Origin of the sequence: Actinoallomurus sp. NPDC052274 (genome assembly GCF_040679475.1) — a bacterium.
Classification (GTDB): domain Bacteria; phylum Actinomycetota; class Actinomycetes; order Streptosporangiales; family Streptosporangiaceae; genus Actinoallomurus; species Actinoallomurus liliacearum.
Genome location: NZ_JBFAUT010000012.1, coordinates 20190 through 46093, shown reverse-complemented (window position 1 = coordinate 46093; position 25904 = coordinate 20190). Strand labels below are relative to the sequence as shown.

The 25904-nt window shown below is 72.0% G+C and carries 24 protein-coding genes; 11 read left to right on the top strand and 13 right to left on the bottom strand.

The window, feature by feature from the left end; translation table 11 throughout:
• The first annotated feature begins 120 nt into the window (after nt 1-120).
• From AB0K82_RS13285 to AB0K82_RS13275, 3 genes are all read left to right on the top strand, one after another.
• On the top strand, nt 121-1023 hold the full coding sequence (locus tag AB0K82_RS13285) for a CDP-alcohol phosphatidyltransferase family protein (RefSeq protein WP_364396104.1): 903 nt from the start codon (nt 121-123) through the stop codon (nt 1021-1023).
• Between the two features lie 143 nt (nt 1024-1166).
• Nucleotides 1167-1940: a hypothetical protein gene (locus AB0K82_RS13280; protein WP_364396103.1), complete on the top strand. Its 774-nt coding sequence runs from the start codon at nt 1167-1169 to the stop codon at nt 1938-1940.
• Nucleotides 1937-2776, top strand: coding sequence for a hypothetical protein (locus AB0K82_RS13275; RefSeq protein ID WP_364396102.1), 840 nt, complete (start codon nt 1937-1939; stop codon nt 2774-2776). The genes AB0K82_RS13280 and AB0K82_RS13275 overlap by 4 nt, the downstream gene beginning before the upstream one ends.
• Nucleotides 2777-2868: 92 nt before the next feature.
• On the opposite strand, the gene AB0K82_RS13270 is transcribed toward AB0K82_RS13275, so the two are convergent.
• Nucleotides 2869-3939: an alpha/beta hydrolase-fold protein gene (locus AB0K82_RS13270; protein ID WP_364396100.1), complete on the bottom strand. Its 1071-nt coding sequence runs from the start codon at nt 3937-3939 to the stop codon at nt 2869-2871.
• 226 nt (nt 3940-4165) lie between these two features.
• Nucleotides 4166-5629, bottom strand: a complete 1464-nt coding sequence (locus AB0K82_RS13265) for an alpha/beta fold hydrolase (protein WP_364396098.1) — start codon at nt 5627-5629, stop codon at nt 4166-4168.
• A 270-nt stretch (nt 5630-5899) separates the two neighbouring features.
• On the opposite strand from AB0K82_RS13265, the gene AB0K82_RS13260 reads away from it, so the two are divergent.
• The 3 genes from AB0K82_RS13260 to AB0K82_RS13250 all read left to right on the top strand — a co-directional run bounded on the left by AB0K82_RS13260 (nt 5900) and on the right by AB0K82_RS13250 (nt 9157).
• Nucleotides 5900-6736, top strand: a complete 837-nt coding sequence (locus tag AB0K82_RS13260; RefSeq protein ID WP_364396096.1) for an NEW3 domain-containing protein — start codon at nt 5900-5902, stop codon at nt 6734-6736.
• 69 nt (nt 6737-6805) lie between these two features.
• On the top strand, nt 6806-8215 hold the full coding sequence (locus tag AB0K82_RS13255; protein ID WP_364396094.1) for an aldehyde dehydrogenase family protein: 1410 nt from the start codon (nt 6806-6808) through the stop codon (nt 8213-8215).
• A 189-nt stretch (nt 8216-8404) separates the two neighbouring features.
• Nucleotides 8405-9157, top strand: coding sequence for a LysE family translocator (locus AB0K82_RS13250; protein ID WP_364396092.1), 753 nt, complete (start codon nt 8405-8407; stop codon nt 9155-9157).
• 88 nt (nt 9158-9245) lie between these two features.
• On the opposite strand, the gene AB0K82_RS13245 is transcribed toward AB0K82_RS13250, so the two are convergent.
• Complete coding sequence (locus AB0K82_RS13245) at nt 9246-10328, bottom strand: helix-turn-helix domain-containing protein (RefSeq protein ID WP_364396090.1); 1083 nt, start codon at nt 10326-10328, stop codon at nt 9246-9248.
• Between the two features lie 108 nt (nt 10329-10436).
• On the opposite strand from AB0K82_RS13245, the gene AB0K82_RS13240 reads away from it, so the two are divergent.
• Complete coding sequence (locus AB0K82_RS13240; protein WP_345350609.1) at nt 10437-11228, top strand: class II aldolase/adducin family protein; 792 nt, start codon at nt 10437-10439, stop codon at nt 11226-11228.
• Between the two features lie 248 nt (nt 11229-11476).
• On the opposite strand, the gene AB0K82_RS13235 is transcribed toward AB0K82_RS13240, so the two are convergent.
• The 3 genes from AB0K82_RS13235 to AB0K82_RS13225 all read right to left on the bottom strand — a co-directional run bounded on the left by AB0K82_RS13235 (nt 11477) and on the right by AB0K82_RS13225 (nt 13403).
• Entirely contained in the window at nt 11477-11914 is a 438-nt protein-coding gene (locus AB0K82_RS13235) for an HNH endonuclease (protein WP_364396088.1), read from the bottom strand.
• A 69-nt stretch (nt 11915-11983) separates the two neighbouring features.
• Nucleotides 11984-12169 (bottom strand): hypothetical protein, encoded by a 186-nt coding sequence (locus AB0K82_RS13230; protein ID WP_364396086.1) that lies wholly within the window; start codon nt 12167-12169, stop codon nt 11984-11986.
• A 265-nt stretch (nt 12170-12434) separates the two neighbouring features.
• Nucleotides 12435-13403 carry an LLM class F420-dependent oxidoreductase gene (locus tag AB0K82_RS13225; protein ID WP_364396084.1) on the bottom strand — a complete coding sequence of 323 codons (969 nt, stop codon included), beginning with the start codon at nt 13401-13403 and terminating at the stop codon, nt 12435-12437.
• A 138-nt stretch (nt 13404-13541) separates the two neighbouring features.
• Here AB0K82_RS13225 and murA point away from each other — a divergent pair, with 138 nt between their 5' ends.
• Complete coding sequence (gene murA / locus AB0K82_RS13220; RefSeq protein ID WP_345357847.1) at nt 13542-14849, top strand: UDP-N-acetylglucosamine 1-carboxyvinyltransferase; 1308 nt, start codon at nt 13542-13544, stop codon at nt 14847-14849.
• Nucleotides 14850-15063: 214 nt separating this feature from the next.
• On the opposite strand, the gene AB0K82_RS13215 is transcribed toward murA, so the two are convergent.
• From AB0K82_RS13215 to AB0K82_RS13195, 5 genes are all read right to left on the bottom strand, one after another.
• On the bottom strand, nt 15064-15510 hold the full coding sequence (locus tag AB0K82_RS13215; protein WP_364396082.1) for a hypothetical protein: 447 nt from the start codon (nt 15508-15510) through the stop codon (nt 15064-15066).
• Nucleotides 15511-15572: 62 nt separating this feature from the next.
• The gene (locus AB0K82_RS13210) at nt 15573-17084 is read right to left on the bottom strand and encodes a glycosyltransferase family 2 protein (protein WP_364396080.1); all 1512 of its coding nucleotides are present in this window, start codon (nt 17082-17084) and stop codon (nt 15573-15575) included.
• Nucleotides 17081-17455: an NUDIX domain-containing protein gene (locus tag AB0K82_RS13205; protein WP_345357838.1), complete on the bottom strand. Its 375-nt coding sequence runs from the start codon at nt 17453-17455 to the stop codon at nt 17081-17083. Before AB0K82_RS13205 ends, AB0K82_RS13210 begins: the two co-directional genes overlap by 4 nt.
• Before the next feature lie 57 nt (nt 17456-17512).
• Nucleotides 17513-18664: an Ig-like domain-containing protein gene (locus tag AB0K82_RS13200; protein WP_364396078.1), complete on the bottom strand. Its 1152-nt coding sequence runs from the start codon at nt 18662-18664 to the stop codon at nt 17513-17515.
• A gap of 129 nt (nt 18665-18793) precedes the next feature.
• The gene (locus AB0K82_RS13195; protein WP_364396076.1) at nt 18794-19426 is read right to left on the bottom strand and encodes a VC0807 family protein; all 633 of its coding nucleotides are present in this window, start codon (nt 19424-19426) and stop codon (nt 18794-18796) included.
• A gap of 232 nt (nt 19427-19658) precedes the next feature.
• On the opposite strand from AB0K82_RS13195, the gene AB0K82_RS13190 reads away from it, so the two are divergent.
• The 3 genes from AB0K82_RS13190 (at nt 19659) to AB0K82_RS13180 (ending at nt 23469) form a co-directional block, all read left to right on the top strand.
• Nucleotides 19659-19928: a DUF1876 domain-containing protein gene (locus AB0K82_RS13190; protein ID WP_364396074.1), complete on the top strand. Its 270-nt coding sequence runs from the start codon at nt 19659-19661 to the stop codon at nt 19926-19928.
• 86 nt (nt 19929-20014) lie between these two features.
• Nucleotides 20015-21505 carry a M1 family metallopeptidase gene (locus AB0K82_RS13185; protein ID WP_364396072.1) on the top strand — a complete coding sequence of 497 codons (1491 nt, stop codon included), beginning with the start codon at nt 20015-20017 and terminating at the stop codon, nt 21503-21505.
• A gap of 221 nt (nt 21506-21726) precedes the next feature.
• A complete protein-coding gene (locus tag AB0K82_RS13180) occupies nt 21727-23469 on the top strand; it encodes a S53 family peptidase (protein ID WP_364396070.1) in 1743 nt (580 codons plus the stop codon).
• A gap of 50 nt (nt 23470-23519) precedes the next feature.
• Here AB0K82_RS13180 and AB0K82_RS13175 read toward each other — a convergent pair whose 3' ends face one another.
• A complete protein-coding gene (locus tag AB0K82_RS13175; protein ID WP_364396068.1) occupies nt 23520-24146 on the bottom strand; it encodes a PaaI family thioesterase in 627 nt (208 codons plus the stop codon).
• Between the two features lie 8 nt (nt 24147-24154).
• The gene (locus tag AB0K82_RS13170; protein WP_364396066.1) at nt 24155-25876 is read right to left on the bottom strand and encodes a Na+/H+ antiporter; all 1722 of its coding nucleotides are present in this window, start codon (nt 25874-25876) and stop codon (nt 24155-24157) included.
• Nucleotides 25877-25904 lie beyond the last annotated feature (28 nt).

Genomic DNA, 25904 nt, shown 5'->3' with positions numbered 1-25904 from the left:
TCCACGTAAACAAGTGGTAAACCACGCAATCCGCCGGGGCGTCTCACGGAGTACCAACCAACATCCCCCGGGCTCGGTGAGTTCCGGGCCAACCCTCATATGACCAAGGGGCCAAACCGTATGAAGTTCACGCTCGAAGAGGTGAAGTCCCAGACCTTCAAGGCTCGGGACGCCTGGTGGACGGTGTTCCTCGTGGACCCCCTGGCCGGCCGACTCGTCGTCGGAACCGCGAACAGGACCTCCATCACGCCGAACCAGATCACCTGGGGCGCGCTCTTCCTCGGCCTCGGCTCGGCCGGCTGCTTCCTCATGGCGGACTGGAAGTGGCTGGTGCTGGGCGCCGTGCTCTACCACCTGAGCTTCGTCCTGGACTGCATGGACGGCAAGATCGCCCGGCTCAAGGGAACCGGCACCGTGCTCGGCGGCTGGCTCGACTACGTCTTCGACCGCATCCGCGTCCTCACCTGCACCCTCGCGCTGATGTGGGGGCAGTACCGCGCCACCGACAAGGAGATCTACCTCCTCCTGGGCGTCGCGGTCGTCTTCCTCGACATGCTCCGCTACGTCGACGCCCTGCAGGTGGCGAAGGTCCGGCGGCAGATGCGCGGCGAGCTGACCAAGGCCATCGCCGAGTCGGCCGCCACCCAGACGCCCGTCTTCGCCGAGGACCTGCTGCGTGAGGACCCCGACCTGGACCCGGACGAGATCAAGACCCGCACCGTCGAGGTGATCGACCTGCAGCAGGAGTTCCGCTCCCGCTTCGCGTGGTACATCCGGGTCCGTGACTGGCTGCGCGACCACCGCGTCCGTACGCACCTGGTGAGCGGCATCGAGTTCCAGATGGCCGTGTTCATCATCGCTCCGCTGGTGAACCAGGTCATCCCCGTCACCATCGGCGCGGCGGCGCTGCTGCTCGTGTTCGAGTTCGCGATCATGTACAAGCTGTGGCTGTCCTCCCGTGACTTCACCCGCGCCCTCGCGGAGATCCGGGCCGACGATTCCCAGCCCGCGCGGGTCGGGTGATCGGTCCTCCCGGCCTCCCGTAGTCCGAGCACCACGCCCGGGTCGCGGCCGCCCTCTCGGCGGCCCGCGATCCGGGCGATGTGTTTTGACCGGTTTTTTACGGGCACGTGGCGTCCATCACAGCCCACCCACCGGAGGCAATCATGTCGACCGCCACAGTGGCCGTCATCGTGATCGTCGCGGTTCTGGTCGTAGCGGCCCTGGGCCTCTTCGCCTGGCGGCAGCAGCAGCGCCGCCGGCTGCGCGAGAGGTTCGGGCCCGAATACGACCGCACCGTGGAACGTCATAACAGCGCCCGCGAAGCCGAGCAGGAACTGCGCGCCCGCGAGCAGCGTCACCGGGAACTGCGGATCCGCGACCTCGACCCGACGGTACGCGACCGGTACCGCGCGGACTGGCAGCGGGTGCAGGAGCGCTTCGTGGACTCCCCCCAGAGCGCCGTCGCCGAGGCGGACAACCTCCTCGTCCGGGTCATGAAGGACCGCGGTTACCCGACCGAGGACTACGAGCAGCAGGTCGCCGACCTGTCCGTCGAGCACGCCGGCACGATCGACCGGTACCGCACGGCCCACGACATCCGGGGCCGCGCCGACGCGGGCCGGGCGAGCACCGAGGATCTCCGCCAGGCGATGGTCCACTACCGCGCCCTGTTCGCCGAGCTGCTCGGCGACGGCGAGTCGCTCACCGGCACCTCTCGTACGGGCGTCTCCGATACGGACGGCTCCCGTACGGACTCAGCCCGGACGGCGGCCACGGGACAGGCGCGGGAGGCCCGGTCCGATGGGCCCGTCGTGTCGACCGAGCGGGCCGCGTCGCGGCGGGACGCCGACCCCGGCGAATCGGCCGACGCGCGGCGGGCCGACGAGCCGGCCGAGTCGCGGAGGGACGCGGAGATCACGGAGGGACGGAGACGATGAAGGACTACCAGGACCGGACGAACGAGCGCACTCGTCCCATGCCCGGCGACCGGCCCGTCGCGGGCATGCCGATGACCGGCGCCGACGAGGGGCGCGGTCGGACGCCCGACCGCACCGAGGACTACGACACGGAACCGGACAAGATCATCCTGTCGAGCCGTACGGAGGACGAGGCCCGGGAGACCGCCGAGTCCGGACGCGACGACACCCGCGAGTCCCGGATCGAGCCGGGCAGCCCGGCCGACCCGCTGGGCGAGCGTACGGCCGGGCCCACGGCCACCGCCCGGTCGTACGCTCCTGGCGGCTCATCGTCCGGGTCGACGGGCTCCCTGCCGCCGGACGCCGGAACCACCACCGACCCTGACGACGAGACCGGCCCGGCGCCCTGGACGGCCCCGGCCCGTGCCGACGGCGAGCTGCCGTCGGCCGACTCCCCCGGCGTGGCCGTCGCGGCGGATGGCCCCGACCCCGCCACCGTCGCCGACGGGTCCGGCACCTCCCTGCCGGCCGGGTCCGGCGCGGACACCGTGGCGGACGGGACCGCTCCGGACATCCCGGCCGGCGAGACGGCCGCCGAGCGGTTCTTCGGCCGGGACGACGCCGACCGGTTCGATTCGCGGTGGCGTGAGGTCAAGGCCGGCTTCGTCGACGATCCCCGCTCCTCGGTCGAGCAGGCCGGCGCCCTGTGCGAAGAGGCCGTGACCGCGCTGACCACCGCGCTGGAGGAGCAGCAGCGGGGCCTGCGGGAGCGATGGAACGGCGACGCCGACACCGAACGCCTGCGCACGGCGCTGCGCGCGTACGGTGACCTCCTCGGGCGTCTCACCTCCCTCTGACGCCGACGACCAGGCCGTCGAAGCGGCGGGTGCCCTCGGGCGCCCGCCGCTTCCGTTCGTTGGGGCGGCTCGTGGGGTGACGGTCCCGCTCGTCAGGCCGGGCGCGGAGCGGACAGGCGGCCGCTCAGCCAGGCGTACGCCTGGGGCAGCATCGAGTTCCAGACCGAGGCGTTGTGGCCGCCCTTGGGCAGGACGTACAGGAAGGCCGCCGTCGGCGGCTTCACGAGCGGCATGATCTGGTTGATCGCCTGGTCGGAGTTGCGGTCCTGCCGGGTGCCGGCCAGCAGCAGGCTGACCGGCGGGCGGTGCGCGCGCAGCAGGTCGAGCACCGAGTTCCGCGCGAACAGCGCGTGGTCCCGGCGGACCTCCGGAGTCTGCGGAACGGCGTCCCCCTGCATGGTGACGGCCGCGCTGAACAGGTCCGGTCGGCGGATCGCCATCTTCGCCGCGCAGTAACCGCCGGTGGAGAACCCCATGAGCCCCCAGCCGCCCCGATCCGGCTGGGCGCGGAACGCCCTGGTCACCGCCTGGCGCACGTCGTCGGTGAGCCAGGTCTCGACGCGCGGCCCGCCGGGGAAGTCGACGCACTCGGTGTCGCGGCCGTGCACGACCGTCGTCACCGGAGCGACGAGGATGAAGGGGTGCGCGCGGCCGGTGGTGATGGCCTCCTTGAGGGCGACGGCGCCGTGCACGGCGTGGAACCAGGTCGAGGGGGTCCCGGGGTAGCCGGGCAGGAGTTCGACGACGGGATAGGTCTGGTGGGCGTTGGCCGGCGAACCGTATCCGGGCGGCACCCAGACGAGGATTCGCGAGCGCACCCCGGAGTGTTCGCCGGTGATCGTCGCGGTGTAGACGTCCGGGTCCAGCTTCGGCGTGCGCTCGAAGCGCACCGGCCCGCCGCCCACGCCTCCCGCGCCGACCTGCTCGATCGGGGTTCCCTCGCCCTTGCCGCCGCCGAACAGGTCGCTCCAGGAGGCGTAGAACTCGAAGTAGTGGTTGAGGCTGACGCCGCCGACGAGCAGCGCGAAGACCTGGCACATCACGATCATGAACAGCCGGACCGCGACGGCGAGCCGTCCCTTCACGCGGTTCCACAGGTACAGGCAGGCCACCGGCCCCCCGATGGCGAGCAGGACGGCCGCGATGAGAAGCGGCCAGCCCATCAGTCCCATGTCGTCCCCCGAAGAACCGTTGATGCGAGCAGGCCGAGGCTAAGTGGCGGCTCGCGGCCCCGGCTCCTGATTCATCCGCTTTTCGAGCGATGTTCACCCGGGAATCCGCTCGGCTCCGGCCGCGAGAGGAGCGCCGGGGACCCGTCGTGTCCCCCATCCGTATGCCCGAGGGGCCGGGCGGGTGAACCGCCCGGCCCCGGCCGGTCGCCGTGCGCGGTCAGCGGGCGAGGAACGCGATCACCGCGTCCCGTCCGGCGTGCCCGCGCTCGCGGTTCTGGATCGAGTGCGAGGCGCCCTTCACGACGACGACCTTGCCGTTCGGCGCGTGCGTCGCCTCCTCGTACGCCCACTCGAGCGGCGTGGACAGGTCGTGGTCACCGTTCAGCAGCAGCACCGGGACGTTCGGCAGGCGGGCCGGCGGCTCCGCGGCCGGGCGCGAGGACCAGCGCAGGCACTCCTGGGTGAATCCGCTGCCCGCCGACGTCGCGAGCGTGTACGGCCACACACGGCGCGGGTCGGTGTGCCGCAGCGTCCGGTCCAGCTTCGCCTGCCGGCCGCCCAGGGGCGCGTCGGACCGGCCCCACGGGAAGGCGCCGTCGGAGCAGAACGCGTCGATGTGCAGCCCGGAACTGTAGGAAGCGACGGGATCCCCGCCCGGCGCCATGTCGGCGATGATCGTGTCGAGCCGGGCCGGATCGCCCTGCCGGGCGGCGTGCAGCGCGCCGACGAGGTCGCCGTGCCCGGCGGGAAGGCCGGGCGGGTTCGGGTCGCGGTAGGTCGGGTCGAGGAACTCGTAGGAGACGATGGCGTCGAAGATCTTGACGCCGTCCGCGGCCGTACGGTGGCGGACCACCCAGGCCAGGTCCTCGGCCGGGTCGGACGCGCAGGCGGGCCCGGTCGCGCACGCGTCGCGCAGGACCCGGGCCTGGGCGTGCAGGCCGACGAAGTACAGGCCGTCGTCGGCCTGCGGGTCGACGTGCGGCAGCACCGAGTCGAGGACGACCTTGCGGACGTGGGTCGGATGGACGGCGGCGTAGCGCGCGGCGGTGAACGAGCCGTACGAGACGCCGTCGACGACCATCGTGGGCACGCCGAGCGCCTGGCGGAGCGCGTCGTAGTCGGCGACCGTCTGCTCGGTGCTGTAGAGGCCACGCCGGTCGCCGAGGATGTCGGAGCACTCCTCGATGGCGGCGGGGGTGGGCGCGGCGATGTCGGAGCTGCCGACCTGGGCCTGCAGCCGCGGACAGTCGATCGCGCCGAACTCCCCGGTGCCGCGCTGGTCCAGCATGACGAACCGGTAGTCCTTGGCGAGCTCCGGCAGCCGCTGCGTGGCGATCCGGGTGATGAACGGCACGCCGGGCTGCCCCGGCCCGCCGGTGAGGAACAGCAGGACGCCCTTCGGCGCGCCGGCGTTGTCCGCGGTGGCGACCTGGAGGTCGAGCGTGCCGGGCACCTTGCCGCGGTGGTCGAGGGGTACTCGCAGGGTGGAGCAGGTGAAGCCGGGCTGGTCCGGGCACGGGTGCGGGTCGGCCAGCCGTGGCCGGCCCGGGGCGGCCGGAGCTCCGGCGGGTCGTGGAGCGCTGCCGGTCGTCGGCGACGGGGTGCCGTCCGCGGCGGCCGGGCCGCCGACCGCGGCCACGGCGGTGGCGACGACCGCGGTGACGAGGAGTCGTGATCGCATGTGCGGATTCTGACGATCGACGGCACCGAGCAACATCCCTGACTCGCCGGTCGGTGCTTCCTTGACCTCTGGTGGCCACTCGGTACGCCGTACCGCCGCTCCGGGCGTCCGGGACGCGTGCGGCGGCCTCCGGCGGGCGCGAGCGGTCCGGGGCCGATGTCAATCGAGGATCGCGACCAGGCCAGGACTGGGCCAAGTCACGCGCGGTCGGCACGCCGCCCGGGGCGGGTCCGGCTAGCGTCTGCGCTGATCACCATCAGGGGGGACGTCATGCGCTCATACGCGATCACCGCACTCATCGGGACCGGCCTGCTCGGCCTCGCGCCGCAGGCCCAGGCCGCGTCGCACGCCCGGCCGGCGCACCCGCAGCCGGAGCGGCCCGGCGCTCAGAACGCCGCGCACGCCCGGCCCGCGGACCCACAGCCTGAGCCGGCCCGGCCCGCCGTCCAGACCGCCGTCCACACGCAGCCGCAGCACGCCCGGCAGCTGACCCAGTCCCAGTCCCAGTCCGCCGGCCACGCGCAGGCGCAGCAGAACCGGCCGCCGGCCGAGGCCGCTCACGCGCAGGCACAGCAGCCGGCGCACACCGCCGTCCAGGCGAGGCGGGCCGAACCGCGGCCCGACCGGCCCGGTGAGCAGAACACGAACGTCCGGTCGGGGAATGCGCAGCAGGTCCGGCCTGTCGCCGAGCACCCGGTGCGAATCGTGCCCGCCGACCCGCAGCCGATGCCGGTCCGACCGGCCTACGCCATGCACATGACCGGTCAGGCCACCCACTGGGAGGTCTCGCCCGGCGAGCTGCAGACCGTGCGCTGGACGCTCACCAACACGGGCAACCGGCCGCTCGAGCACGTGCAGCTGGTGGCCGCGATCCCGGCCGGCTGGTCGGTGCGTGAGGGGCAGGGCTGCGCCCGCCACGGCGAGTACCTCGGCTGTGACCTCGGCGGGCTCGAGCCGGGGCGGAGCTCGGCCGTCCTCGTTCCGATGGTCGTGCAGGGGCAGCCCGGAGCGGTGCGGCTGGCCGCCTGGTCGCGGGCGACGGCGGGTTCGCTGACCATCCCGGGTCCGACGACGTCGTTCCGTGTCGTGGTCACCGGTCGTCGATAGGTTCTGGCCAAGACGGACCTCCTGGGGCCAAACTGAACGTTATTCGGTTTGGCTTCCCAGGAGGTACCGGTGCCCGAGTTCACCATGACGATCGGCGGCGCGGCCGTGGAGACGACGGCCGTGTTCGACGTGATCAATCCGGCGACCGGGTCGCCGCACGCCGCCGCGCCGGACTGCTCGCGAGCCCAGCTCGACGCGGCCTTCGACGCGGCGGCGACGGCGTACCCGGCGTGGCGGTCCGATGAGGCCGCCCGGCGCACGGCGCTGAAGGCCGCGGCCGACGTGCTGATGGCGGCGGCCGGCGGCGACCTGGCCGAGACTCTGACGGCGGAGCAGGGCAAGCCCCTCCAGGACGCCCGGTTCGAGGTCATGGGCGCCGCCATCTGGCTCCAGTACTTCGCCGACCTGGAGATCCCCCGCGAGGTCATCCAGGACGACGACCGGGCGAAGGTCGAGGTCGTACGCCGCCCGCTCGGGGTCGTCGCGGCGATCACGCCGTGGAACTTCCCACTCGTCCTCGCCGCGTGGAAGATCGCCCCGGCGCTGCTGGCCGGGAACACCCTCGTCCTCAAGCCGTCCCCGTACACGCCGCTCGCGACGCTGAAGGTCGGCGAGCTGCTGCGCGACGTTCTCCCGCCGGGCGTGCTGAACGTCGTCAGCGGCGGCGACGATTTGGGCGCGTGGATGACCTCACACCCGGTCCCCCGCAAGATCAGCTTCACCGGGTCGATCGAGACGGGGAAGAAGGTCGCCGCCGCGGCGGCCCCGGACCTCAAGCGGACCACACTGGAGCTCGGCGGCAACGACCCGGCGATCGTGCTCGACGACGCCGATCCCGCGGTGGTCGCCAACAAGGTCTTCGACCAGGCCTTCGCCAACAACGGCCAGGTCTGCTCGGCCATCAAGCGGGTGTACGTCCCGGAACGGCTCTACGACGACGTCGTCGAGGCGCTCGCCGCGAAGGCGCGGTCCGTGAAGGTCGGGAACGGTCTGGAGGAGGGCGTCCAGTACGGCCCGATCAACAACCGGCCGCAGTACGAGCGGGTCCAGGAGCTGGTGGCCGACGCGCTCGCGAACGGGGGGCGGGCGGCGGCGGGCGGGGCGCCGATCGACGGTCCCGGCTACTTCTTCGCGCCGACCATCCTGACGGACGTCGCCGAAGGGGTGCGGATCGTCGATGAGGAGCAGTTCGGCCCGGCCCTGCCCGTGCTCCGGTACACCGACGTCGAGGACGCGGTCGCCCGCGCGAACGCCACCGACTTCGGCCTGTCCGGCTCCGTCTGGGGAACCGACGCCGACCGTGCCGCCGAGGTCGCCGAGCGCCTGGAGTGCGGCACCGCATGGGTGAACACACACCTGGCCCTCGCGCCGCACCAGCCGTTCGGCGGGTTCAAGTGGAGCGGCATCGGCGTCGAGAACGGCACGTGGGGCCTCGTCGGCTTCACCGAGACCCAGGTCGTGCACCGCGCCAAGCGCTGACCGCGCCCCAGGAAGTCCGCCGAACAACGCGCGAGTTCTCCCGGCCGGGCGGTGGCCCGGCCGGGAGGAATTTCCGCGGGGTCGCCGAGGTGAGACGGGCGTCGTCGGGTCATTTCGGATTCGTCAAGTTCGCCGCAAAGCCGGGGAATGTGCCGGGTCAGGGCCGACCCGACGGCCTACGATGAGCGCGTGCCCGAACTGCTGTTCCCCTTTCTGGGCGTCGTCGCGCTCCTCACCGTGACCCCCGGCCCGGACATGCTCCTCGTCGTACGCAACGGCCTGAGCGCCGGCAGCCGTGCGGCCTGGCTGACCGGGCTGGGCTGCTGCCTGGGCATTTCGGTCCACGCGACCGCGGCGGTGCTCGGGCTGTCCGCGATCCTCGCCGCGTCCGCGACCGCGTACACCGTGGTCAAGCTGGTCGGCGCGGCCTATCTGGCCTATCTGGGCATCCGGATGTTGATCTCGGCCATCATGTCCGTCGACCCGGCCGCGGAGGCGGAGGCCGGCATCGCTTCGGCGGCGGCCGCCCTGCCGGAGGCGGCGGTTCCCGGGCCGGCCGGCGCGGCGCGGCCGGCCGCGGCGGGGCCCGCTCCGGCCGCCACGCCGGGCACGGCGGACGGCGCACGATCCGCGCCCCTCACCGGCGGGGCGATGTTCCGGCAGGGCCTCTTCACCAACCTCCTCAACCCGAAGATCGCGCTGCTCTTCCTGACGCTGCTGCCGCAGTTCGTGGCGCACGACGAACCGCGCCTGCGCACCACCGCGACGCTCGCCGTGATCTTCCTCGCGATCGCGGTCGTGTGGTGGCGGACGTTCTCGCTGGCGATCGGCCCGATCTCCCGGGTGCTGCGCGGCGGCACCGCCCGCCGGGTCCTCGACGGCCTGGCCGGCTCGGCCCTGCTCGCCATCAGCGCCGCGGTGGCCCTCGACGGCGACCGCTAGCAGCCGCCCCGGACCCCTTTACTGTTAAGACCGCCGGGAGACGCGCCGGCGTCTCCCGGCGGGGCGGCCTCTCCGGCCGGAGGGCGCGTCAACGCGCCAGCCAGGTTCGCAGCGCCCACCACCAGTGCGCGGAGTGGGCGACCGCCGCTCCGGTCGGCGGCACCAGGGACCGGCCGGTGATGTCGGCGAACCGCCGTACGCGGTACTTCACGGTGTTCGGGTGGACGTGCAGGGCGCCGGCCGTGGGCTCGATCCGTTTGTCGTTGTCCAGGTAGGCCAAGGCGGTCTCGGCGAGCTGCCGGTGGAAGTCGTCGGCCGGGTCCAAGCGGTCCAGGAGGGTGTCGGCCAGTAGCCGCCCGAGGTCCGGCGCGCCCGCGGCCGCCACCGCGAGAGCCAGGTCGGGCAGCCGGTGCAGGCCGCCCTCGCCCGCGACCGCCCGCAGCGCCGCCCGGCAGAGCGCGTACATCGAGGGAACGTCGGCCAAGGGCACCGCCGGAGACGCGACGAACAGCGCACCGGCCGGCAGGTCCGGCACCAGCGGCACGAGCGCGGCGAGGCGGCCATCGACGAGCGCGCACAGCCCGCCGGTCAGCCGCCGCTCCAGAGACGCGGCCGTTCGCGGGTCGCTGACGTCGCTGACCAGGCAGTGATAGGGGCGCGCGGGGTCGAGCGGCGCGGGGTCATCGCTCTCGCCGTGCAGGACCCGCCGCAGCACCTGGGCGTGCGCGTCACGGGTCGTCCGCGCCATCTCCAGCTCGGCGATCCGGTGCGCGTGGACCATGCGGTGCTCCAGCGCCGTCGCGACCGCGTCGATCCTGATCATTCCCTCGAGGAGGTCGTCGGCGGGCAGGCCGGCGGCGCGACCGCGCTCCACGACCGTGCGCACGATCAGTGCCCGCCCGGCCTGGAAACCGTCGAGCAGCGCCGCGACCGGCACTCCCTGGCGGGCGCGGTCGGCGCCGAGCCGCCCGGCGGCCCGCAGGTCCGCCTCGGCCAGCTCTCCTCCCGCCGTGATCGCGCCGATCGCGGCCTGGACCACCGCCCGCACGTGCCGGCGGACCTCGTCCTCCGGGAGGGCCGCGACCGGCGGCGAGTGCACCCGCGCGGCCCGTACGGCCGCGTCCGCGATCGCGCCGTCGTCGTCTCTCAACAGCTCGCTGAAGCGGTTCATTGGCTCTTTCGGATAATCACCCTCCGCGTCCTTGGCGCCGGTGCGGCTAGGCGAAACGTCGTGCGATCAGGTTTGGTATTAGGAGACGAACATCGGAGGAGTCAACCCATGGCAGACGAGTTCCTGGACAAACTGCCCCCGCAAGAGCTGATCTTCAACCTCCCCCCGACCTTCGAGACGGTCGAGGAGGAGCGGCGGCATCGCAAGGAGCGGCTCGCGGCGGCGCTGCGGCTGTTCGGCAAGTTCGGCTTCGAGGAGGGCGTCGCCGGGCACATCACCGCGCGCGATCCCGAGCTCACCGACCACTTCTGGGTGAACCCGTTCGGGATGTCGTTCAAGCACATCCGGGTGAGCGACCTCATCCTCGTCAACCATGAGGGCAAGGTCGTCCAGGGCCGGTACCCGGTGAACGAGGCGGCGTTCGCCATCCACTCCCAGATCCACCAGGCGCGGCCCGACGTCGTGGCGGCCGCCCACAGCCACTCCGTGCACGGCCGGGCGATCTCGGCCCTCGGCGAGCTGCTGGAGCCGATCACGCAGGACGTGTGCGCGTTCTACGAGGACCACGCCCTGTTCGACGACTACACCGGCGTGGTGACGGACCTGGAGGAGGGCCGGCGCATCGCCACCGCCCTCGGCGACCGCAAGGCCGTCATCCTGCGCAACCACGGCCTGCTCACGGTCGGTGACTCGGTCGACGCCGCCGCCTGGTGGTTCATCACGATGGAGCGCTCCTGCCAGGTCCAGCTGCTGGCCAAGGCCGCCGGCCGGGTCGTGCACATCTCCGAGGAGAACGCCAAGCTCACCCACGACCAGCTCGGCAACGACCTGGTGGCGTGGATCAACTACCAGCCGCTGTACGACCAGATCGTCCGTGAGCAGCCCGACCTGTTCGAGTGACGGCGGACCCGCCGGGCGGAAGCCCACCCCGCGGCGCTGACGCCGGTTGCAAATTACCGTCAGGCCCGTCGCCCTTCCGGGACCGCGGGCCGGGCGCTAAGTTGCCTCTGCCCTGGTCGTACGGCCGGTGTCCTTCCAGTGATCCCCTTGCGATCCGGCCCCGCGGCCACGGCGTGCCGGGGAGGGGCGGCGATCCACGCGATCGCCGCCCCTCCCTGCGGCATGTCACCCGTCCGCACGGACGCTCGTCACGGCAGGAGCTCGCTCCACAGCGGGATCCGCGGCTCGATCAGCAGCCGCATTCCCGCCTCTTCGGGAGTACGGTCCCGCTTGCGGTTGTTGCAGGGACCGCACGCCAGGACGGTGTTCTCCCAGGTCGACCCGCCGCCACGCGACTGGGGGAAGATGTGGTCGACGGTGTTCCCCCGCCCACCGCAGTAGGCGCACAACCCCGCGTCCCGGCGCCGGAGCCCCCGCTTGCCCCACGTCGGCCGGTGGCCGTGCCGCCACCGCATGGCCACGTAGCGGACGAGCCGCAGCACCCGCGGTAACGGGAAGTGCCCGATCCGCCGACCCTCCACCGCCTCCTCGACCACCGCGACGCCGCGTACGAGCATCCGCACCGCGTGCCGCACGTCGACCTTGTGCAGCGGCTCGTACGACGCGTTCAGAACGAGTACGTTCACCGAAATCCCCTATCGAATGAAAAGGGCCGCTCCCGGAGGTCCGGAGGCGGCCGACGTCGTACCAGGGCGTCAATCGCCCTGGCGATGGTCTCCGTCGGCTATTCGATCGTGTCTCCGGTGCTCGTCCGGACCGTACTCGGCCGGGTCACCGCAGGCCAGAACCTCGGTGGACATGCGTGAACGCCGCCCCGGCGGGGTGTGCGCGGCCGGCGCGTCGCTCGGCGTCTCGTCCGCCGACTCGATGTGGTCGTACACCCTCTCCCCCTTTCTTCCCCGAAACCGGGAATAGCATGATTCAACGGCCGCACCGCGGGCAACGCCTTTTTCGGAATATCCCACGGGATGCGGTCCACGGCAATGGGCATATCGGTCACATCCTCACGCGACCCCCACGCCGACGGCCGGTGCGGCCGCCCGCCGCTGGGCCGCACGGCCGCACCCGCCGGTCGTCCGGCGCCGCGCGTGCCGCCCAGCGGCCTCGGCCACCGCGCCGGGCGACGGCTCGGTGAAACGTGTCCGGCTACCGGGTGAGGCGCCGGATCGCGGTGAGCGTGCGCTCGCCCCCGGGGTCGCCGCCCGTCGCCGGGACCACCGCGACCTCGTCCACGCCGGCGTCGGCGTACTCCCGCAGGCGCGCCCGCACCTCGTCCGCGGCGCCGACCAGTCCGACCCGGCCCGCGACGTCGAAGGGCAGGGCGGTCAGCAGTTCCTTCGGCTGGGCTCCATCCTGTGCCATGGCCACCGCGTCGCCCAGGCCGGCGCCGGTGAACGCCTCGGCGTACCCGGGCAGCGCGAGGTAGGGGACGATGCTCCACATCAACTGCGCGTACGACTCAGGCGTCGGATCGACGGCCGCGGGCAGCCACGCGACCAGCCGGGGCGCGCGGCGCCCGGCCTTGCCCGCCGCCGCGTCCAGCTTCGCCCGCAGGTCGGCGGCGACCCCCGGCGACACCATGTCGATCAGCATTCGGTCCGCGTGCTCGGCCGCCGTCCGCACCTCCCGGTCACCGAAGGCCGCCACGCTGAGCGGGCCGCCGGGTGGGGCCAGCCTGAGCCGGAAGCCGTGCGTCCGCACGACCTCGCCGTCCAGGTCGACCCGCTCGCCGGTCAGCAGCCCCCGGACGGCCCGCGCACTCTCTTCGAGGGCGGTCGCCGAGCGCTCCGGCGACCGGCCATGCCACCGCTCTACCACCCGCGGGCTCGACGTGCCGAGCGCGACCCCGATCCGCCTGCGCGTGAGAGCGGCGACCGACGCGGCCCCCATCGCGATCATCATCGGGTCGCGGACGGTCACGGGCAACGGGCCGACCGTCATCTCGATCTGGTCGGTGGCCAGGCCGATCGCGGACGCCAGGGCGAACGCGTCCCACGTGTCGGTCTCCCCGATCCAGAGTTCCCCGAACCGCAACCGATCGGCGATCGCCGCCGTGTGCAGGGCCTCCTCCGGCGGGCGGTCGGGCCAGTTTCCGATAACGACGCTCGTATCCATGGCGGTTATCGAAGCAGACCCGGAGACCTCGCTCGCGTCGTCGCAGGCGACGGGCGCCCGCATTTTAGTGGCGACACGGCGCGGCCCCGGTGGGTGGGCGGCACGGATGCGACGCGGTCGCACCGTACAGTGGTCGCCGTGGCTGAAGAGGCATGGAAGGTAGAACCCTCCGGACCGCTGCGCGGCGACATCCACGTGCGCGGTTCGAAGAACGCCGTCACCAAGCACATGGTCGCGGCGATGCTCGGCGAGGGCGAGAGCACGATCCGCAACGCCCCCGAGGTGGGCGACGTGGAGATCACCGGCGCGATGCTGGAGGCCCTCGGGCACACCGTCGAACGCACCGGTCCCGACATCACGGTCTCGCCCGGAGCGGTGACCGAGCCGCGCGTGCCCAGGGCGTTCACCGGACTCAACCGCATTCCCATCCTCATGGTCGGCCCGCTGCTCCACCTCACCGGGGAGGCGTTCGTCCCCCTGGTCGGCGGCGACCCGATCGGCCGCCGGCCCGTCGACTTCCACGTCGACGCCCTTCGCGCGATGGGCGCGGAGGTCGAGGTGGGCGACACCGGCATCGCCGCCCGCGCGAGCCGCCTGTACGGCGCGCGGATCGACCTGCCGTACCCCAGCGTCGGCGCCACCGAGACCGTGCTGATGACCGCGGTGCTGGCCGAGGGCAAGACGGTGCTGCGCGGCGCCGCGATGGAGCCCGAGGTCGTCGAGCTGGCGCTGTTCCTGCAGCGCATGGGCGCGCACATCGAGCTGAGCCCCGACCGCCGCATCGTCATCGAGGGCGTCGACAGGCTGAAGGGCGCGTCGACGCGGCTCGCCGGGGACCGCCTGGAGGCGTTCTCCTATCTCGTCGCGGGGCTCATCACCCGCGGGGAGGTCCGCGTGCACGGCTGCGCGCAGGACCGTCTCGTCACCGCGATCACCACGCTGGCCCGGATGGGCGCCCGCTTCGAGATCACCGACGAGTGGATCACCGCGTCCGCGCCGGACGGGCTACGCCCGGCCGCCGTGCACACCGACACGCACCCGGGCTACATGACCGACTGGCAGCAGCCCCTCATGGTGCTGTTCACCCAGGCCGAGGGCATGTCCGTGCTGCACGAGACGGTGTTCGAGAACCGCCTGGTGTACGTCCCCGCGCTGAAGAAGATGGGCTGTGAGATCGAGGTCTTCAATGCCTGCCTCGGCGGCCCCGCGTGCCGGTTCCACGACAGCAACTCGGTGCACTCGGCGGTCGTCCGCGGGGTGTCCAAGCTGACCGGCGCCGACGTGACCATGCCCGACGTGCGCGCCGGGTTCTCGGCCGTCCTGGCGGCGTCCGTGGCCGACGGCACGTCCACCCTGCGCGGCGTGCACCACATCGAGCGGGGCTACCACCGGCCGGCGGAGCAGTTCGCGTCCCTGGGCCTCAAGCTGGAGACCGTCGCCGTCTGAGCCCCGGCCGTCGGCGGCCGGCGCGACCAACCGCCCCGCGGCGGGCGGTGGCTGGATCACCGGACCGTCCCCGCGCTGGGTGGGGCGTCGTTTCTGGTGATGTCTACTCAGCGGAGACCATTCTCCGCTGAGTGGACGCCGGTGGAAGAGGCCGGGCGACCCGGGCGTGCGATCCGTGGAGATCGCCGCTGCCACAAGATTTACGGGACAGGTCTTAGGGGTGGTAGACCTCGGCGACCTTGGTGACGGTGCTGCCCTTCATCGTCAGGTAGGCGTCGATCTGCGCGCCGTCCTTGATGGCGGCTTCGAGCTGCTGCAGCGTGCAGGGCTTGACGCCGACGCCGGTCTTCTCGTCGACGGTCGCGTCCTCGCCGGAGCAGATGTTGACCGCGCTGAGCACGGTGGCGTCCTTCGCGACGGTGGCGGTCCGCACGGGCCCGGTCGGCTCGATCGCCTCGTCGGGTTCCTGCACCTTCTGCGTGCCCTGGTACTCCAGGGCGCCCGATCCGGCGTCGTACTTCTTCAGCAGGACGACCTGGGTCGTGACGACCTTCCCGGAGTCCGCCGCGGCGGCCTTGGGCTTGCCGCCTGAACACGCCCCGCTCAGCAGCAGGGCGGCCATCGCCCCGGCCGCTGCGAACGCTCGCACCGATCTCGTCATGATCACGAGACCCTACAACAGGGCGGGGGTCCGTGCCCGCCGAGCGGCGGAATCGCTCCAGATCAGGCGCGCAGGCGGCGTACGGCCCGCCGGGCGCCGGGGATCTTCTTGATCGCGCGCCGCAGCAGCGGGCCCCGCGAACCGTCGCGTTCGGTCTCGGACGCCAGGACGCGGACGCTCAGCCTGCCGTTCTCCGTTCGGTACGGCGCCAGGCGCCCTCGGCGGGCGCTCCGCTCGCCGCCCTCCAGGCGACGCTCGACGGTCCATCCGCCGGTGTCCAACCGCGCGACGAAGTCCCAGACGCCGGGCGTGAGCACCGGGTCGGCGGCGGGGTCGACCACAGCCGTGCCGGACATGGTGAACGCGTCCGACGACTCGGCCGTCACCGGCAGGAGATGGTCCGCCGAATCCTTGCGGCGCCGGATGTAGAGGTCGAGACGGCGCCCCTCGCCGGCGGCGTCGAGCACGTCGGCGGGGACCGGCAGCGGCACGGGCGGCCGCCACCGGCCGTCGCGTACGGCGAACGGCGTGCCGTCGGCGTGGACGAGACGGGCGGTGAAACGCACGACGAGCCGGTCCTCGTCCCAGCCCAGATCGTCCACGGTGGTGGCGAGGGTGACGCCGCGTTCGGCCTCGACCAGGCCGAACAGGTCGTCGTAGGCGTCGGCGCGCAGGAGGGCGGCGCGGACGCGCATCCGGAGCGGCAGCGAGCGGTCGATGCCCTCACCGAACCGCTCGACGACCAGCCGCCGGGCCTCGTCGTAGACGGCGCGGCGGTAGTCCGGCGGGGCCTCCAGGAAGCTCTTCTCCCCGAGCCGTTTGAGGATCTTCCCGCGGTACCAGTGGGTGTAGTACCGCTCCCGGTCGGGACCGGGCTCGACGTGCTCGTCGACGATGTCGAGGACCTCGCGCAGCGCGCCGTAGTAGTGCGCGGGGTCCGGCCGGCTGCGCGAGTAGCTGCCGGGGCGCCGCACCCAGTGGCAGCACGGATAGTCGGCGAGCACCGAGATGACGCCGGCCCGGAAGTAGGCCTTGAGGACGAACCGGTGGTCCTCCAGCCGTACCGGTCCCTCCGGGAACCGGATCCGGTGCGCGTCGAGGAACGACCGGCGGAACAGCTTGTGCGGCGTGAGGATGCCGTACAACGCGTCCTTGAGCACGTCGGCGCGGTCCCGGGACTGCCGGAACATCGCGCGGGGCACCGCGCGGCCGTGACCGACCATCTTGCCGATCACGATGTCGGCGTCGTTGCGGACCGCCATGGCGTGCATGCGCTCGAGCGCCTCGGGGCCGAGCCAGTCGTCGTCATCGAGGAAGTAGACGTAGTCGCCGCGGGCCGCGTCGATGCCGGCGTTGCGCGGGCCGCCGGGCCCGCCGCTGGGCGGGAGATGGATGACCCGGACGCGGTCGTGCTCGGCGGCCAGCCCGTCGAGGCGCTTCTCGGTGCCGTCGTCCGAACCGTCGTCGGCGAAGATCACCTCATAGTCGTCGAGCGTCTGGCCGAGGACGGACTCGACGCACCGGGAGAGGTCCTCGCCGGTGTTGTACACCGGCACGACCACGCTCACCTTCACCGCGTCAGCTCCAGCGCGGCGCGCACCGCCGGGGCGAGGAGGTGCTCGTCGTCGGGGTCGACGTAGAGCCACTCGTCGACCTCTCCGGTGGCGGCCAGATCCCCCTCGTAGTCGGCGGTGTAGCAGGCCATCCGGACGCGGGTGCCCGGCGGCTGGTCGTGCGCGGGCGCCTCGACCACCCCGATCGACCGGAAGGTGCCCCGGTCGAGCCGGACGCCGAGCTCCTCACGCACCTCGCGGGACAGCGCGGTCCAGTCGTCCTCCCCCGGCTCGCGCTTGCCGCCGGGCAGGTAGAGCCGGTCGCGCTGCCGGGCACGGACGGCCAGCAGCCGTCCCTGCGACATGTGAACCCATCCCACGACATCGAGCACGGGCCCATCCTGCCAGGTGGGACCCGTGCCCGCTCGTCACCACGCGATCCGCGGGAGTCAGCGCAGGGCGCTGCCCTTGACCCAGTCGGCCCAGGAGAGCTGCCAGTAGCCGTAGCCGTTGTCGGGCTCGAGCTCCCGGTCGGTGCCGGTGACCTTGACGATGTCCCCGCGGTTCGACAGGTCGTAGAACCACTTGGCGAAGGAGGGCGGCGCGTTGACGCAGCCGTGGCTGACGTTCTCCCGGCCCTGCGAGCCGACCGACCAGGGCGCGGAGTGGACGTACTCGCCGCTGGAGGAGATCTGCACGGCCTGGTAGACGGTCAGGCTGTAGTAGTTCGGGTTGCTCGTGTCCGTGACGCCCATCCAGCCGGACGTCATCGTGACCGGGCTCTGCTTGCCCATGACGGCGTGGACGCCGTTCGTGGTCGTGTACTTGCGCTCGCCGCCCTTGCCCGCGCTGATCGCGGCGGTCTTGACGGTCCGGCCGTCGACCGTGACGGTCATCTGGTGCGTCTTCACGTCGACGGTGCTGATGTGGGAGTCGCCGATCGTGAAGGAGCGGCTGTAGTCCTTGGTCCCGTAGGTGTCCTGGGCGCCCCGGACCCCGGCCAGGTGCGCGGTGAACGTCACGGTCTGATGGGGTTGCCAGTAGTCCTTGGTCCGGTAGACGGCCTCCTGGTTCCCGAACCAGTGCCAGGCGCCCTCGGCGTGTTTGGAGGAGGTGACGCTCAGGGCGCGTTCGACGTTCGCCTTGTTGTAGACCGGGTCGCTGAACTTGACGATGAGCGGCATGCCGACGCCGACCGTCTCGCCCGGCATGGGGGTGATGTCGGCGACGCCGAACGTCTGCTTCGGGGTCAGCGTCTGGAAGGCGCTGTTCGCCGTGGTGGTCTTGCCGCCGGAGTTCTTCGCGGTCGCGGTGACGGTGTACTTCGTCGCCGGCTTGAGCGTCCCGGCCGACGTCCACTGGACGTGTCCCTTGTCGAACGTTCCGGTGACCTGCCCGCCGGCGTCCCGTACGGTCACGTCGCGCAGCGTGCCCTTCGCGGCCTTGACGACGATGGGCTGGTCGGGGCGGCTGTCGGCCGCGCCGTTGGCCGGCGTGATCGTGACCGTGGCCGGCGACGACGATGAGCCGTCCAGTCCGCATCCCGTGGCCGACAACAGCAGCGTCGCTCCGGTCACCGCGAGCATCACTCGGCGCTTCACCGTGAACCTCTCCTCGGACGGACGATCAGGTCTTCGGGGCCAGATGCCCTCATATTGAGAGATGTCACGTGTCTTGGGATTGTTCGCCGGAATCCCCGGGGCGTCGGCGCTCTTCCGCGCTGACGCCGGTCAGGCGGGGACTGCGGTGACGCGGTTCACGCAGCGCTTGAAACCCCACACCGAGATGAGTACCGCGGTCGCGCCCAGGGCGGCCACCGCCGCGGTCCGCACCCACAGGAAGGTGCCGATCGACTGGCTGAACAGCAGCCAGAGGCTGATGGCGGTGTTGAGCGTGAAGGTCAGGGACCACAGCAGCGAGATCCGCAGGAAGAAGCGGCGGACACGGGCGTGCGCGAGGAACGCCTCGGGCAACGGCACCAGGTCGGTGGCGACCTTGGCGGCGAGGGGACGACCGAGCGGGACCGAGGCCAGGAAGGAGACCGCGACGAGCATCGTGCCCAGGGTCGGCTGCAGGAAGTAGACCACGGCGCTGCCCGTGGCGGCGGCCAGCGCGGCTCGGGCGGTGACGCCGAGCGCCGCGAGCAGCAGCGTGCCGGGCACGGGCCTGCGGCGAACGACGCGGACGACGATCCCGCCGTAGACCCAGGCGACCGCGGTCACCAGCGCGCCGTTCAGCCCGAGGACGGCGAGGCCCGCGTAGAACACGACGACGGGGGCGATCATGCCTTCGACGACCCTGGGCAGCGCGTGCAGGAGGAGAGCGGTCAGGCGGGGAATCTCGAACCGGTGCGGTGACTCCATGTGCCGGGCGACTCCCGATCGATCGACTTCAGGAGGACTTCAGGAAGACCCGGCCCACGGTACGCCACGACCGCCACCGCTTCGGACGGTTCGCGATATGTCACCACATCTGGTCTGAATAGCACGTCGCGCCGTATATGGGGCAGCGAGGGACCTTCGCCCCTGCCCTCGCCGTCGTCCCGGGTGAAGCCTCGTGAGTAGAAGGCAGTTGCGTTGAAAAGGGGAGGCAGAGATGCGAACGGAGGACCGCTGGTCCGTCGAGGTCGTCCTCGACGAGGAGGACGGTCAGACCTACGCGGAGGCGCGGCTGATCACCCGGGAGACCGAGAGGGTACGCGGGCAGGGGCGGGCCCGCTGCAACCCCGCCGACTGGGACGTCCCCGAGATCGGCGCGGAGCTCGCGGCGTCGCGGGCGCTGTCCGACCTCGCCCACCGGTTGCTGGACCTGGCGGCCGCGGACATCGAGGCGGTGACACACGAACACGTCCGGCTGACCCACTGATCGAATTCGGTCACTGCTGCGCCTTCCACTCACCCGAAAGATCTCTATTATCCGAGTGGGTTGACTCGGAGAAATCGGGAGAGTGAATGCGCAGCAGATCACTGACCGCGGTCCTGGCCGCCGCCGGCGTCCTCCTGGCGGCGACCGCCGCCCACGCCGACGCGGGGCCGGGCGCGCCGGGCATCGGCGACCCCTACTATCCGGACTACGGCAACGGCGGCTACGACGTCGCCCATTACGACCTGGACCTGAAGTACCTGCCGTCCGACGACCGTCTCGACGGGACGGCGACGATCACCGCGCGGGCCACGCAGGACCTCACCCGCTTCGACCTCGACTTCCTGCTCGACGTCTCCTCCGTCACGGTCGACGGGCGGTCCGCGCGGTTCACCACGTCCGGCGCCCACGAGCTGGTCATCACCCCGGCGGCCGTCGTACGGAAGGGGCGGCCGCTCACCGTCGTCGTCCGCTACTCCGGCGTCCCGTCGACGAAGAAGTACGGCGACTACGTCGGCTGGGCCCGTACCCCGGACGGCGCGGTGGCCGCGCAGGAGCCGGAGAGCGCGTGGTGGTGGTTCCCGAGCAACGACCACCCGCTCGACAAGGCCACGTTCGACGTCGAGATCGCCGTGCCGGAGGGCCTGCAGACGATCAGCAACGGCGAGCCGACCGGCGTCCGTACCGCGAACGGCTGGACGCGGTACGGCTGGCGCGAGACCCGGCCGCAGGCGACGTACCTGACGACGCTGGCCATCGGTAAGTTCGACGTCCACCGGTCCCGTACGAAGAACGGCCTGCCGGTCATCACCGCCTACAGCCCCGACCTGCCGGCCGACCGGGCGGCGGCGGCCCGGCAGAGCGTCGAGCGCACCGCCGAGGTCGTCGACTGGGCGAGCAAGATCTTCGGCCCCTATCCGTTCACCTCGCTCGGCGGGTACGTGCCGAACGTGACCTCCCACTTCGCCCTGGAGACGCAGACGCGGGTGTTCTACAGCCCGTACGGCTTCCGTAACGGACCCCGGCCGTACCTCGTCGTGCACGAGAACGCCCACCAGTGGTTCGGCGACAGCGTCTCGCTGTCCCGCTGGCGCGACATCTGGCTGAACGAGGGCTTCGCGACGTACGCCGAGTGGCTGTGGTCGGAGCAGCACGGCGAGGGCACGGCCGCCGAGCTCGCGCGGACGGCCTACGACTCCTATCCGGCCGACGACCCGTTCTGGCAGGTCAAGCCCGGCGATCCGGGACCCGGTGAGAACCAGTTCGCCGACGCCGTGTACGACCGTGGCGCGATGGCCCTGCAGGCGCTGCGGGCGAAGGTCGGCGACCGGGCCTTCTTCACGACCCTGCGCGCCTGGGCGTCACTGAAGAGGTACGGCAACGGGACGATCCCGGAGTTCATCGCGCTCGCCGAGCGCCTCTCCGGGCAGCGGCTCGGCGCGCTGTTCCAGACCTGGCTGTACACGCCGGGACGGCCGGCCGCCCCGCCGCAGCCGACCGCCGCGACGGCGCGGCCCGCGTCCTGGTCCCAGATCCGGCAGGCGCACGCGGCCCTGGGCACCCCGCGCCTCCGCGGCTGACCCGGCGGAGCGTTCCGGCCCCGCTCCCGGCGACCCGCCGGGAGCGGGGCCGATTGCCGACTCCCGCTGCCTGGGAGGACGGAAACCCGGCGCAACGAGTGGAACCGGCGGTATGTCGCGCTCGTCTGAGCGCTCACGCGCGTATCCACCGCGTGTGTCGACAGTCCCAGACGAGGAAACGGGGTACATCCGTGCGCAAGCGCCGGGCCGCATGTCTCAGTGTGGTGCTCGCACTGACCGTGCTGAGCGGATGCGGGGGTTCGGGAGGCTCCAGCAAACCGTCGGCATCGCCGACGGCCGCCGCCACCTGGAAATACACGACGCTCGACCTCGGGATCCCGGACAAGGTGCTGAAGGCACCGGTGACCGGCCGGGTCCCGGACGGCCAGACCCTCCACGTCGGGGTCACGCTGAAGGTCAGCGACGAGGTCTGGAAGAAGTACGGGCACGGCAAGAGCCCGTCGCAGACCGCCGGTGACGTCGGTAAGGAGCTCGGTGTCAGCGACCAGACGATCCAGAAGTTCCAGGCCTACCTGAACAGCGCCCACATCCAGGCCAAGACCAGCAAGACGCGGACGAGCGTGACCTTCGACGTGAAGGCCGGGCAGGCCGCCCAGCTGCTGCGGACGTCCTTCGTCACCCACCGGCTGAACGGCCGGACGTACTTCACGCCCGACCCCAACCACCCGCCGCAGATCCCCGAGGCGCTCAAGCCGTACATCCTGGCCGTCACCGGCCTGGAGAGCTACAGCATGGCGCCCAAGGCCCGCGGACCGCTCGGCGCCGCGGTGCCCGGGCGGGCCCTCCCGGCGCGGGCGGCCCGCTGCATCCAGCGGTTCCCGCAGCGGTTCGCCTCCCACGACCGGGTCGCCGCCGCGTACGGCTACAACCAGCTGTGGAACCAGGGCTGGCACGGCGAGAACATGACGGTCAACCTCGTCGAGATGGACGGGTACGACCGGGACGACGTCGCCAACTATGTCGCGTGCACCGGCTCGCACATCCAGCTGAGCAACGTGAATCTCGGCGCCACCGAGCCGGCGGTCGGCGCCGAGGCCACCCTCGACATCCAGATGCTGGCCGGCCTGGCCCCCAACCTGCGCATCGTGGACTACCAGGAGGACCCGGCGCTGCTGAACACCGGCAACGGCGCCGACTCGTGGGCCGCGCTGAACAACGCGCTGCAGCGCATCATCGACGACAACTACGACCTGTCGAAGAACCCCGCGGGCAGCATCGTCAGCATCAGCATGGGCGGCCCGGAGGGCTACCTGTCCCCGTCCATCATGCAGTCGATCGACCAGAACCTGCGCATCCTCACCGTGGCCGAGAGGATGACGGTGTTCATCTCCAGCGGTGACTGCGGGGCGTTCGGCGACCGGACCTACGGCTCGCTCGACGTGTCCTTCCCCTCGACCTCGCCCTACGTGGTCGCGGTCGGCGGCACCCGCCTGGGCTTCGCGCCGAACGGTACCCGTACGCAGGAGACCGTCTGGTCCGACCGGTCGAACCTGTCCAAGTGCGAGAACCAGTGGGGCAGCGGCGGCGGCGTGAGCAAGTTCTTCCAGCGGACGTCCTTCCAGCAGGCGCCCGGCGTGGACAGCCGGTACTCCACCACCGGCGGCCGCCAGGTGCCCGACGTCTCCGCGGTCGCGATCGACCTGCCGATCTACTACCGGGGCCGGTGGGTGTCCTCCGGCGGCACGAGCGCGGCGGCGCCCATCTGGGCGGCCGGAATGGCGCTGGTGAACCAGGGCCTGCTCGCGCGCAATCACGTGTACTGCTACGGCCCGGACACCTTCTACCACGCGCTGAGCGCCGCCGGGGCCAACAAGCCGTACACCGACGTCGTCGCGGGCAACAACCTGTACTACCCGGCGACGGCCGGCTTCGACCTCTCGACGGGCCTGGGCAGCCCCAACCTGCCGGCCTTCTTCAGCACGCTGGCCGCCAACCCGGGCTGACCGGGGCCGCGGCGGCCCGGCGCGCGATCGCGCGTGCCGGGCCGCCGAGGTCACAGGTCCGGGTCGGTGTCCTTGGCGCTCGCGACGGGCCGCAGCGGCTTGCGCAACGGAACGATCATCATGCTGAAGTCCGCCGCCGCGATGACGCGATTCTCGACGTCGGTGACCCGGCACTCGACGACGATGAGCTGGCGGCCCGCCTTCAGCACCTGGGCGCGCGCGTACACCTGGTCACCGTGCGGGCGGCCGAGGTACCGGACGTGCAGGTCGGCCGTTACGAGACTCTGCCGGCCCGGCTCGAATCCGCTCCCCCGTGCCGCCGCCGTGCCCGCCGCCACGTCGATCAGCGTGGCGATCGCACCGCCGTGCAGGTTGCCGGTGCTGTTGAACGCCTGCGGCCGGATCGGCATGGACAGCACCGCGTGGTCCTCCCCGATCTCGACCATCTCCAGCCCGAGCAGGTCGTGCAACGGCGTGTCGTGCCGCAGGGCCGTCCGCAGGGACTTCTGGTCCGACTCCGGCAGGTCGACGATGCGGACCGTGCCCCCGGGCCCCTCCGGCCGCCCCGGCACCGGCTCGGAGGCCGCCGATCGCCCGGCCGGGTCGGCCCGCCCGATGCTCTGTGGTTGCTCCTGCGTCGCCGGCCGTTCCTGCGGCAACTCCGCTTGCTCGGCCATCTGACTCCTTAGACTCGCACCTGATCCGCCGTACCGAGTTTACGGACAGTCACACGTTCTCGGCGTGATCGCCGCCCCGATCTCGCCTTTATCGGCGGCATCACCGGCGCGACGCCGACTTTGCCGCGATTACGGAGAGTGATGCGAGACGTGCGGGATAAGCCGACGTCGCGGCGCAGATCCGGGTCGTCCAGGTCGAGGCGACGGCGCACCGCCCGCAGCGCGTCCGCGTTGATCTTCCCCTTGCGGTACAGCCCGTCGAGCCGCTCCCGCTGTGCCCGGATCAGGTCGCGCCGCAGCGCGATCGGGTCGACCTGTCCCTCCTCCTCCACGTCCCCGTCCAACTCGGCCCGGACACGCCGGAGCCGGTCCTCGTACAGCTGCCGGTAGGTCTGCGCGGCGCGCTCGTCCACCTCGTCGTTCTCGACGAGCGTGTCCAGCCGGTCCAGGGCCGCCTCCAGCACCGCCCGCCGGGCGGCCATCTGCTCGATGCGCTGCCGGTCGGATTCGGCCAGCCCGAACCTTCGCAGGACCACCGGCAGCGTCATCGCCTGGCCGACCAGGGTGACGAAGACGATCGCGGCGGTGAGGAAGACCACCTCCTGGCGGCCGGGCAGCGGCGAGCCGAGGACGGCCACCGGCATGGACAGCACGATCGCCAGCGAGATGGCGCCGCGCATGCCGCTCCAGCCGATCGCGAAGCGCTCGCCCGCGTTCAGGTGGCCCACCTCGAGGTGCCGCCCCGGCAGATATCGGCCGAGTGGGAAGACCCACAGCGACCAGGCCAGGCGTACGGCGATGATGATGGCCGCCACCACCAGGACGCCCATGACGAGCCGGGACGGCGAGTGGCCGGCGATCTCCCGCAGCACCGGCCGGAGCTGCAGGCCGAGCAGCACGAACAGCGCCGACTCGAGGAGGTAGACGAGCACCCGCCAGAACATCTGCCCGACCAGGCGCGACGCGGGCTGCAGCATGCCCTCGCCGCGCGTGCCGAGGAAGAACCCGGCCGTGACCGTCGCGAGGATCCCCGAGAAGCCGAGTTCGTCGGCCGGTACGAACGCGAGGTAGGGCGTCAGCAGGGAGACGACGATCTGGCTGCCCGGATCGCGGATCCGCCGCCGCAGCCGGGAGATGACGAAACCGACGAAGAGGCCGTACGCGACGCCGCCGACGACCACCTCGGCGAGCCGTGCCGCGCCGTGCCCGTACGTGTAGGAGTGCGACAGCGCCTCGACGGCGAGGCTGAACACCGTGAGGGCCACACCGTCGTTGATGAGGCTCTCGCCCTCGAGGATCGTCACGGCCCGGCGCGGCGCGCCGAGGCGTTGCAGAATGGAGGTCGCCGAGACGGCGTCGGTCGGCGCGACCGCCGCGCCGAAGGCGATGGCCGCCGCCCAGCCCAGCCCGGTCACGACCGTGTGCGCGGCCGCCGCCGCCGCGAACGTCGTCACGACGGTGAGCGCGACCGCCAGCGTGATGATCGGGACCGCGTCCGCCTTGGCCTCGCGGGGCGCGGTGAAGAACGCCGCGTGGTACACGATGGGGGGCAGGAAACCGATCAGGACGACGTCCGGCGGGAGGTGGACCTGTGGGATGCCGGGGATGAAGCCCATCACCGCGGCGAGCACGACGAGGAGGGTCGCCTCCGGTAGCCCCAGCCGGCCGGCCAGGCTGCGGGCGAGCAGCACCACTACGGCGAAGGCCAGCCCGCCCAGGAAAAGCGACATCGAGCCCATGCCGCCCACTCTTCCCCAA

What these genes read in the sequence shown, in the direction of transcription:
- AB0K82_RS13285 (WP_364396104.1), top strand. Translation starts at nt 121, where the DNA reads ATGAAGTTCACGCTCGAAGAGGTGAAGTCCCAGACCTTCAAGGCTCGG.
- AB0K82_RS13280 (WP_364396103.1), top strand. Translation starts at nt 1,167, where the DNA reads ATGTCGACCGCCACAGTGGCCGTCATCGTGATCGTCGCGGTTCTGGTC.
- AB0K82_RS13275 (WP_364396102.1), top strand. Translation starts at nt 1,937, where the DNA reads ATGAAGGACTACCAGGACCGGACGAACGAGCGCACTCGTCCCATGCCC.
- AB0K82_RS13270 (WP_364396100.1), bottom strand. Translation starts at nt 3,939, where the DNA reads ATGGGCTGGCCGCTTCTCATCGCGGCCGTCCTGCTCGCCATCGGGGGG.
- AB0K82_RS13265 (WP_364396098.1), bottom strand. Translation starts at nt 5,629, where the DNA reads ATGCGATCACGACTCCTCGTCACCGCGGTCGTCGCCACCGCCGTGGCC.
- AB0K82_RS13260 (WP_364396096.1), top strand. Translation starts at nt 5,900, where the DNA reads ATGCGCTCATACGCGATCACCGCACTCATCGGGACCGGCCTGCTCGGC.
- AB0K82_RS13245 (WP_364396090.1), bottom strand. Translation starts at nt 10,328, where the DNA reads ATGAACCGCTTCAGCGAGCTGTTGAGAGACGACGACGGCGCGATCGCG.
- AB0K82_RS13240 (WP_345350609.1), top strand. Translation starts at nt 10,437, where the DNA reads ATGGCAGACGAGTTCCTGGACAAACTGCCCCCGCAAGAGCTGATCTTC.
- AB0K82_RS13225 (WP_364396084.1), bottom strand. Translation starts at nt 13,403, where the DNA reads ATGGATACGAGCGTCGTTATCGGAAACTGGCCCGACCGCCCGCCGGAG.
- AB0K82_RS13215 (WP_364396082.1), bottom strand. Translation starts at nt 15,510, where the DNA reads ATGACGAGATCGGTGCGAGCGTTCGCAGCGGCCGGGGCGATGGCCGCC.
- AB0K82_RS13195 (WP_364396076.1), bottom strand. Translation starts at nt 19,426, where the DNA reads ATGGAGTCACCGCACCGGTTCGAGATTCCCCGCCTGACCGCTCTCCTC.
- AB0K82_RS13190 (WP_364396074.1), top strand. Translation starts at nt 19,659, where the DNA reads ATGCGAACGGAGGACCGCTGGTCCGTCGAGGTCGTCCTCGACGAGGAG.
- AB0K82_RS13185 (WP_364396072.1), top strand. Translation starts at nt 20,015, where the DNA reads ATGCGCAGCAGATCACTGACCGCGGTCCTGGCCGCCGCCGGCGTCCTC.
- AB0K82_RS13175 (WP_364396068.1), bottom strand. Translation starts at nt 24,146, where the DNA reads ATGGCCGAGCAAGCGGAGTTGCCGCAGGAACGGCCGGCGACGCAGGAG.
- AB0K82_RS13170 (WP_364396066.1), bottom strand. Translation starts at nt 25,876, where the DNA reads ATGTCGCTTTTCCTGGGCGGGCTGGCCTTCGCCGTAGTGGTGCTGCTC.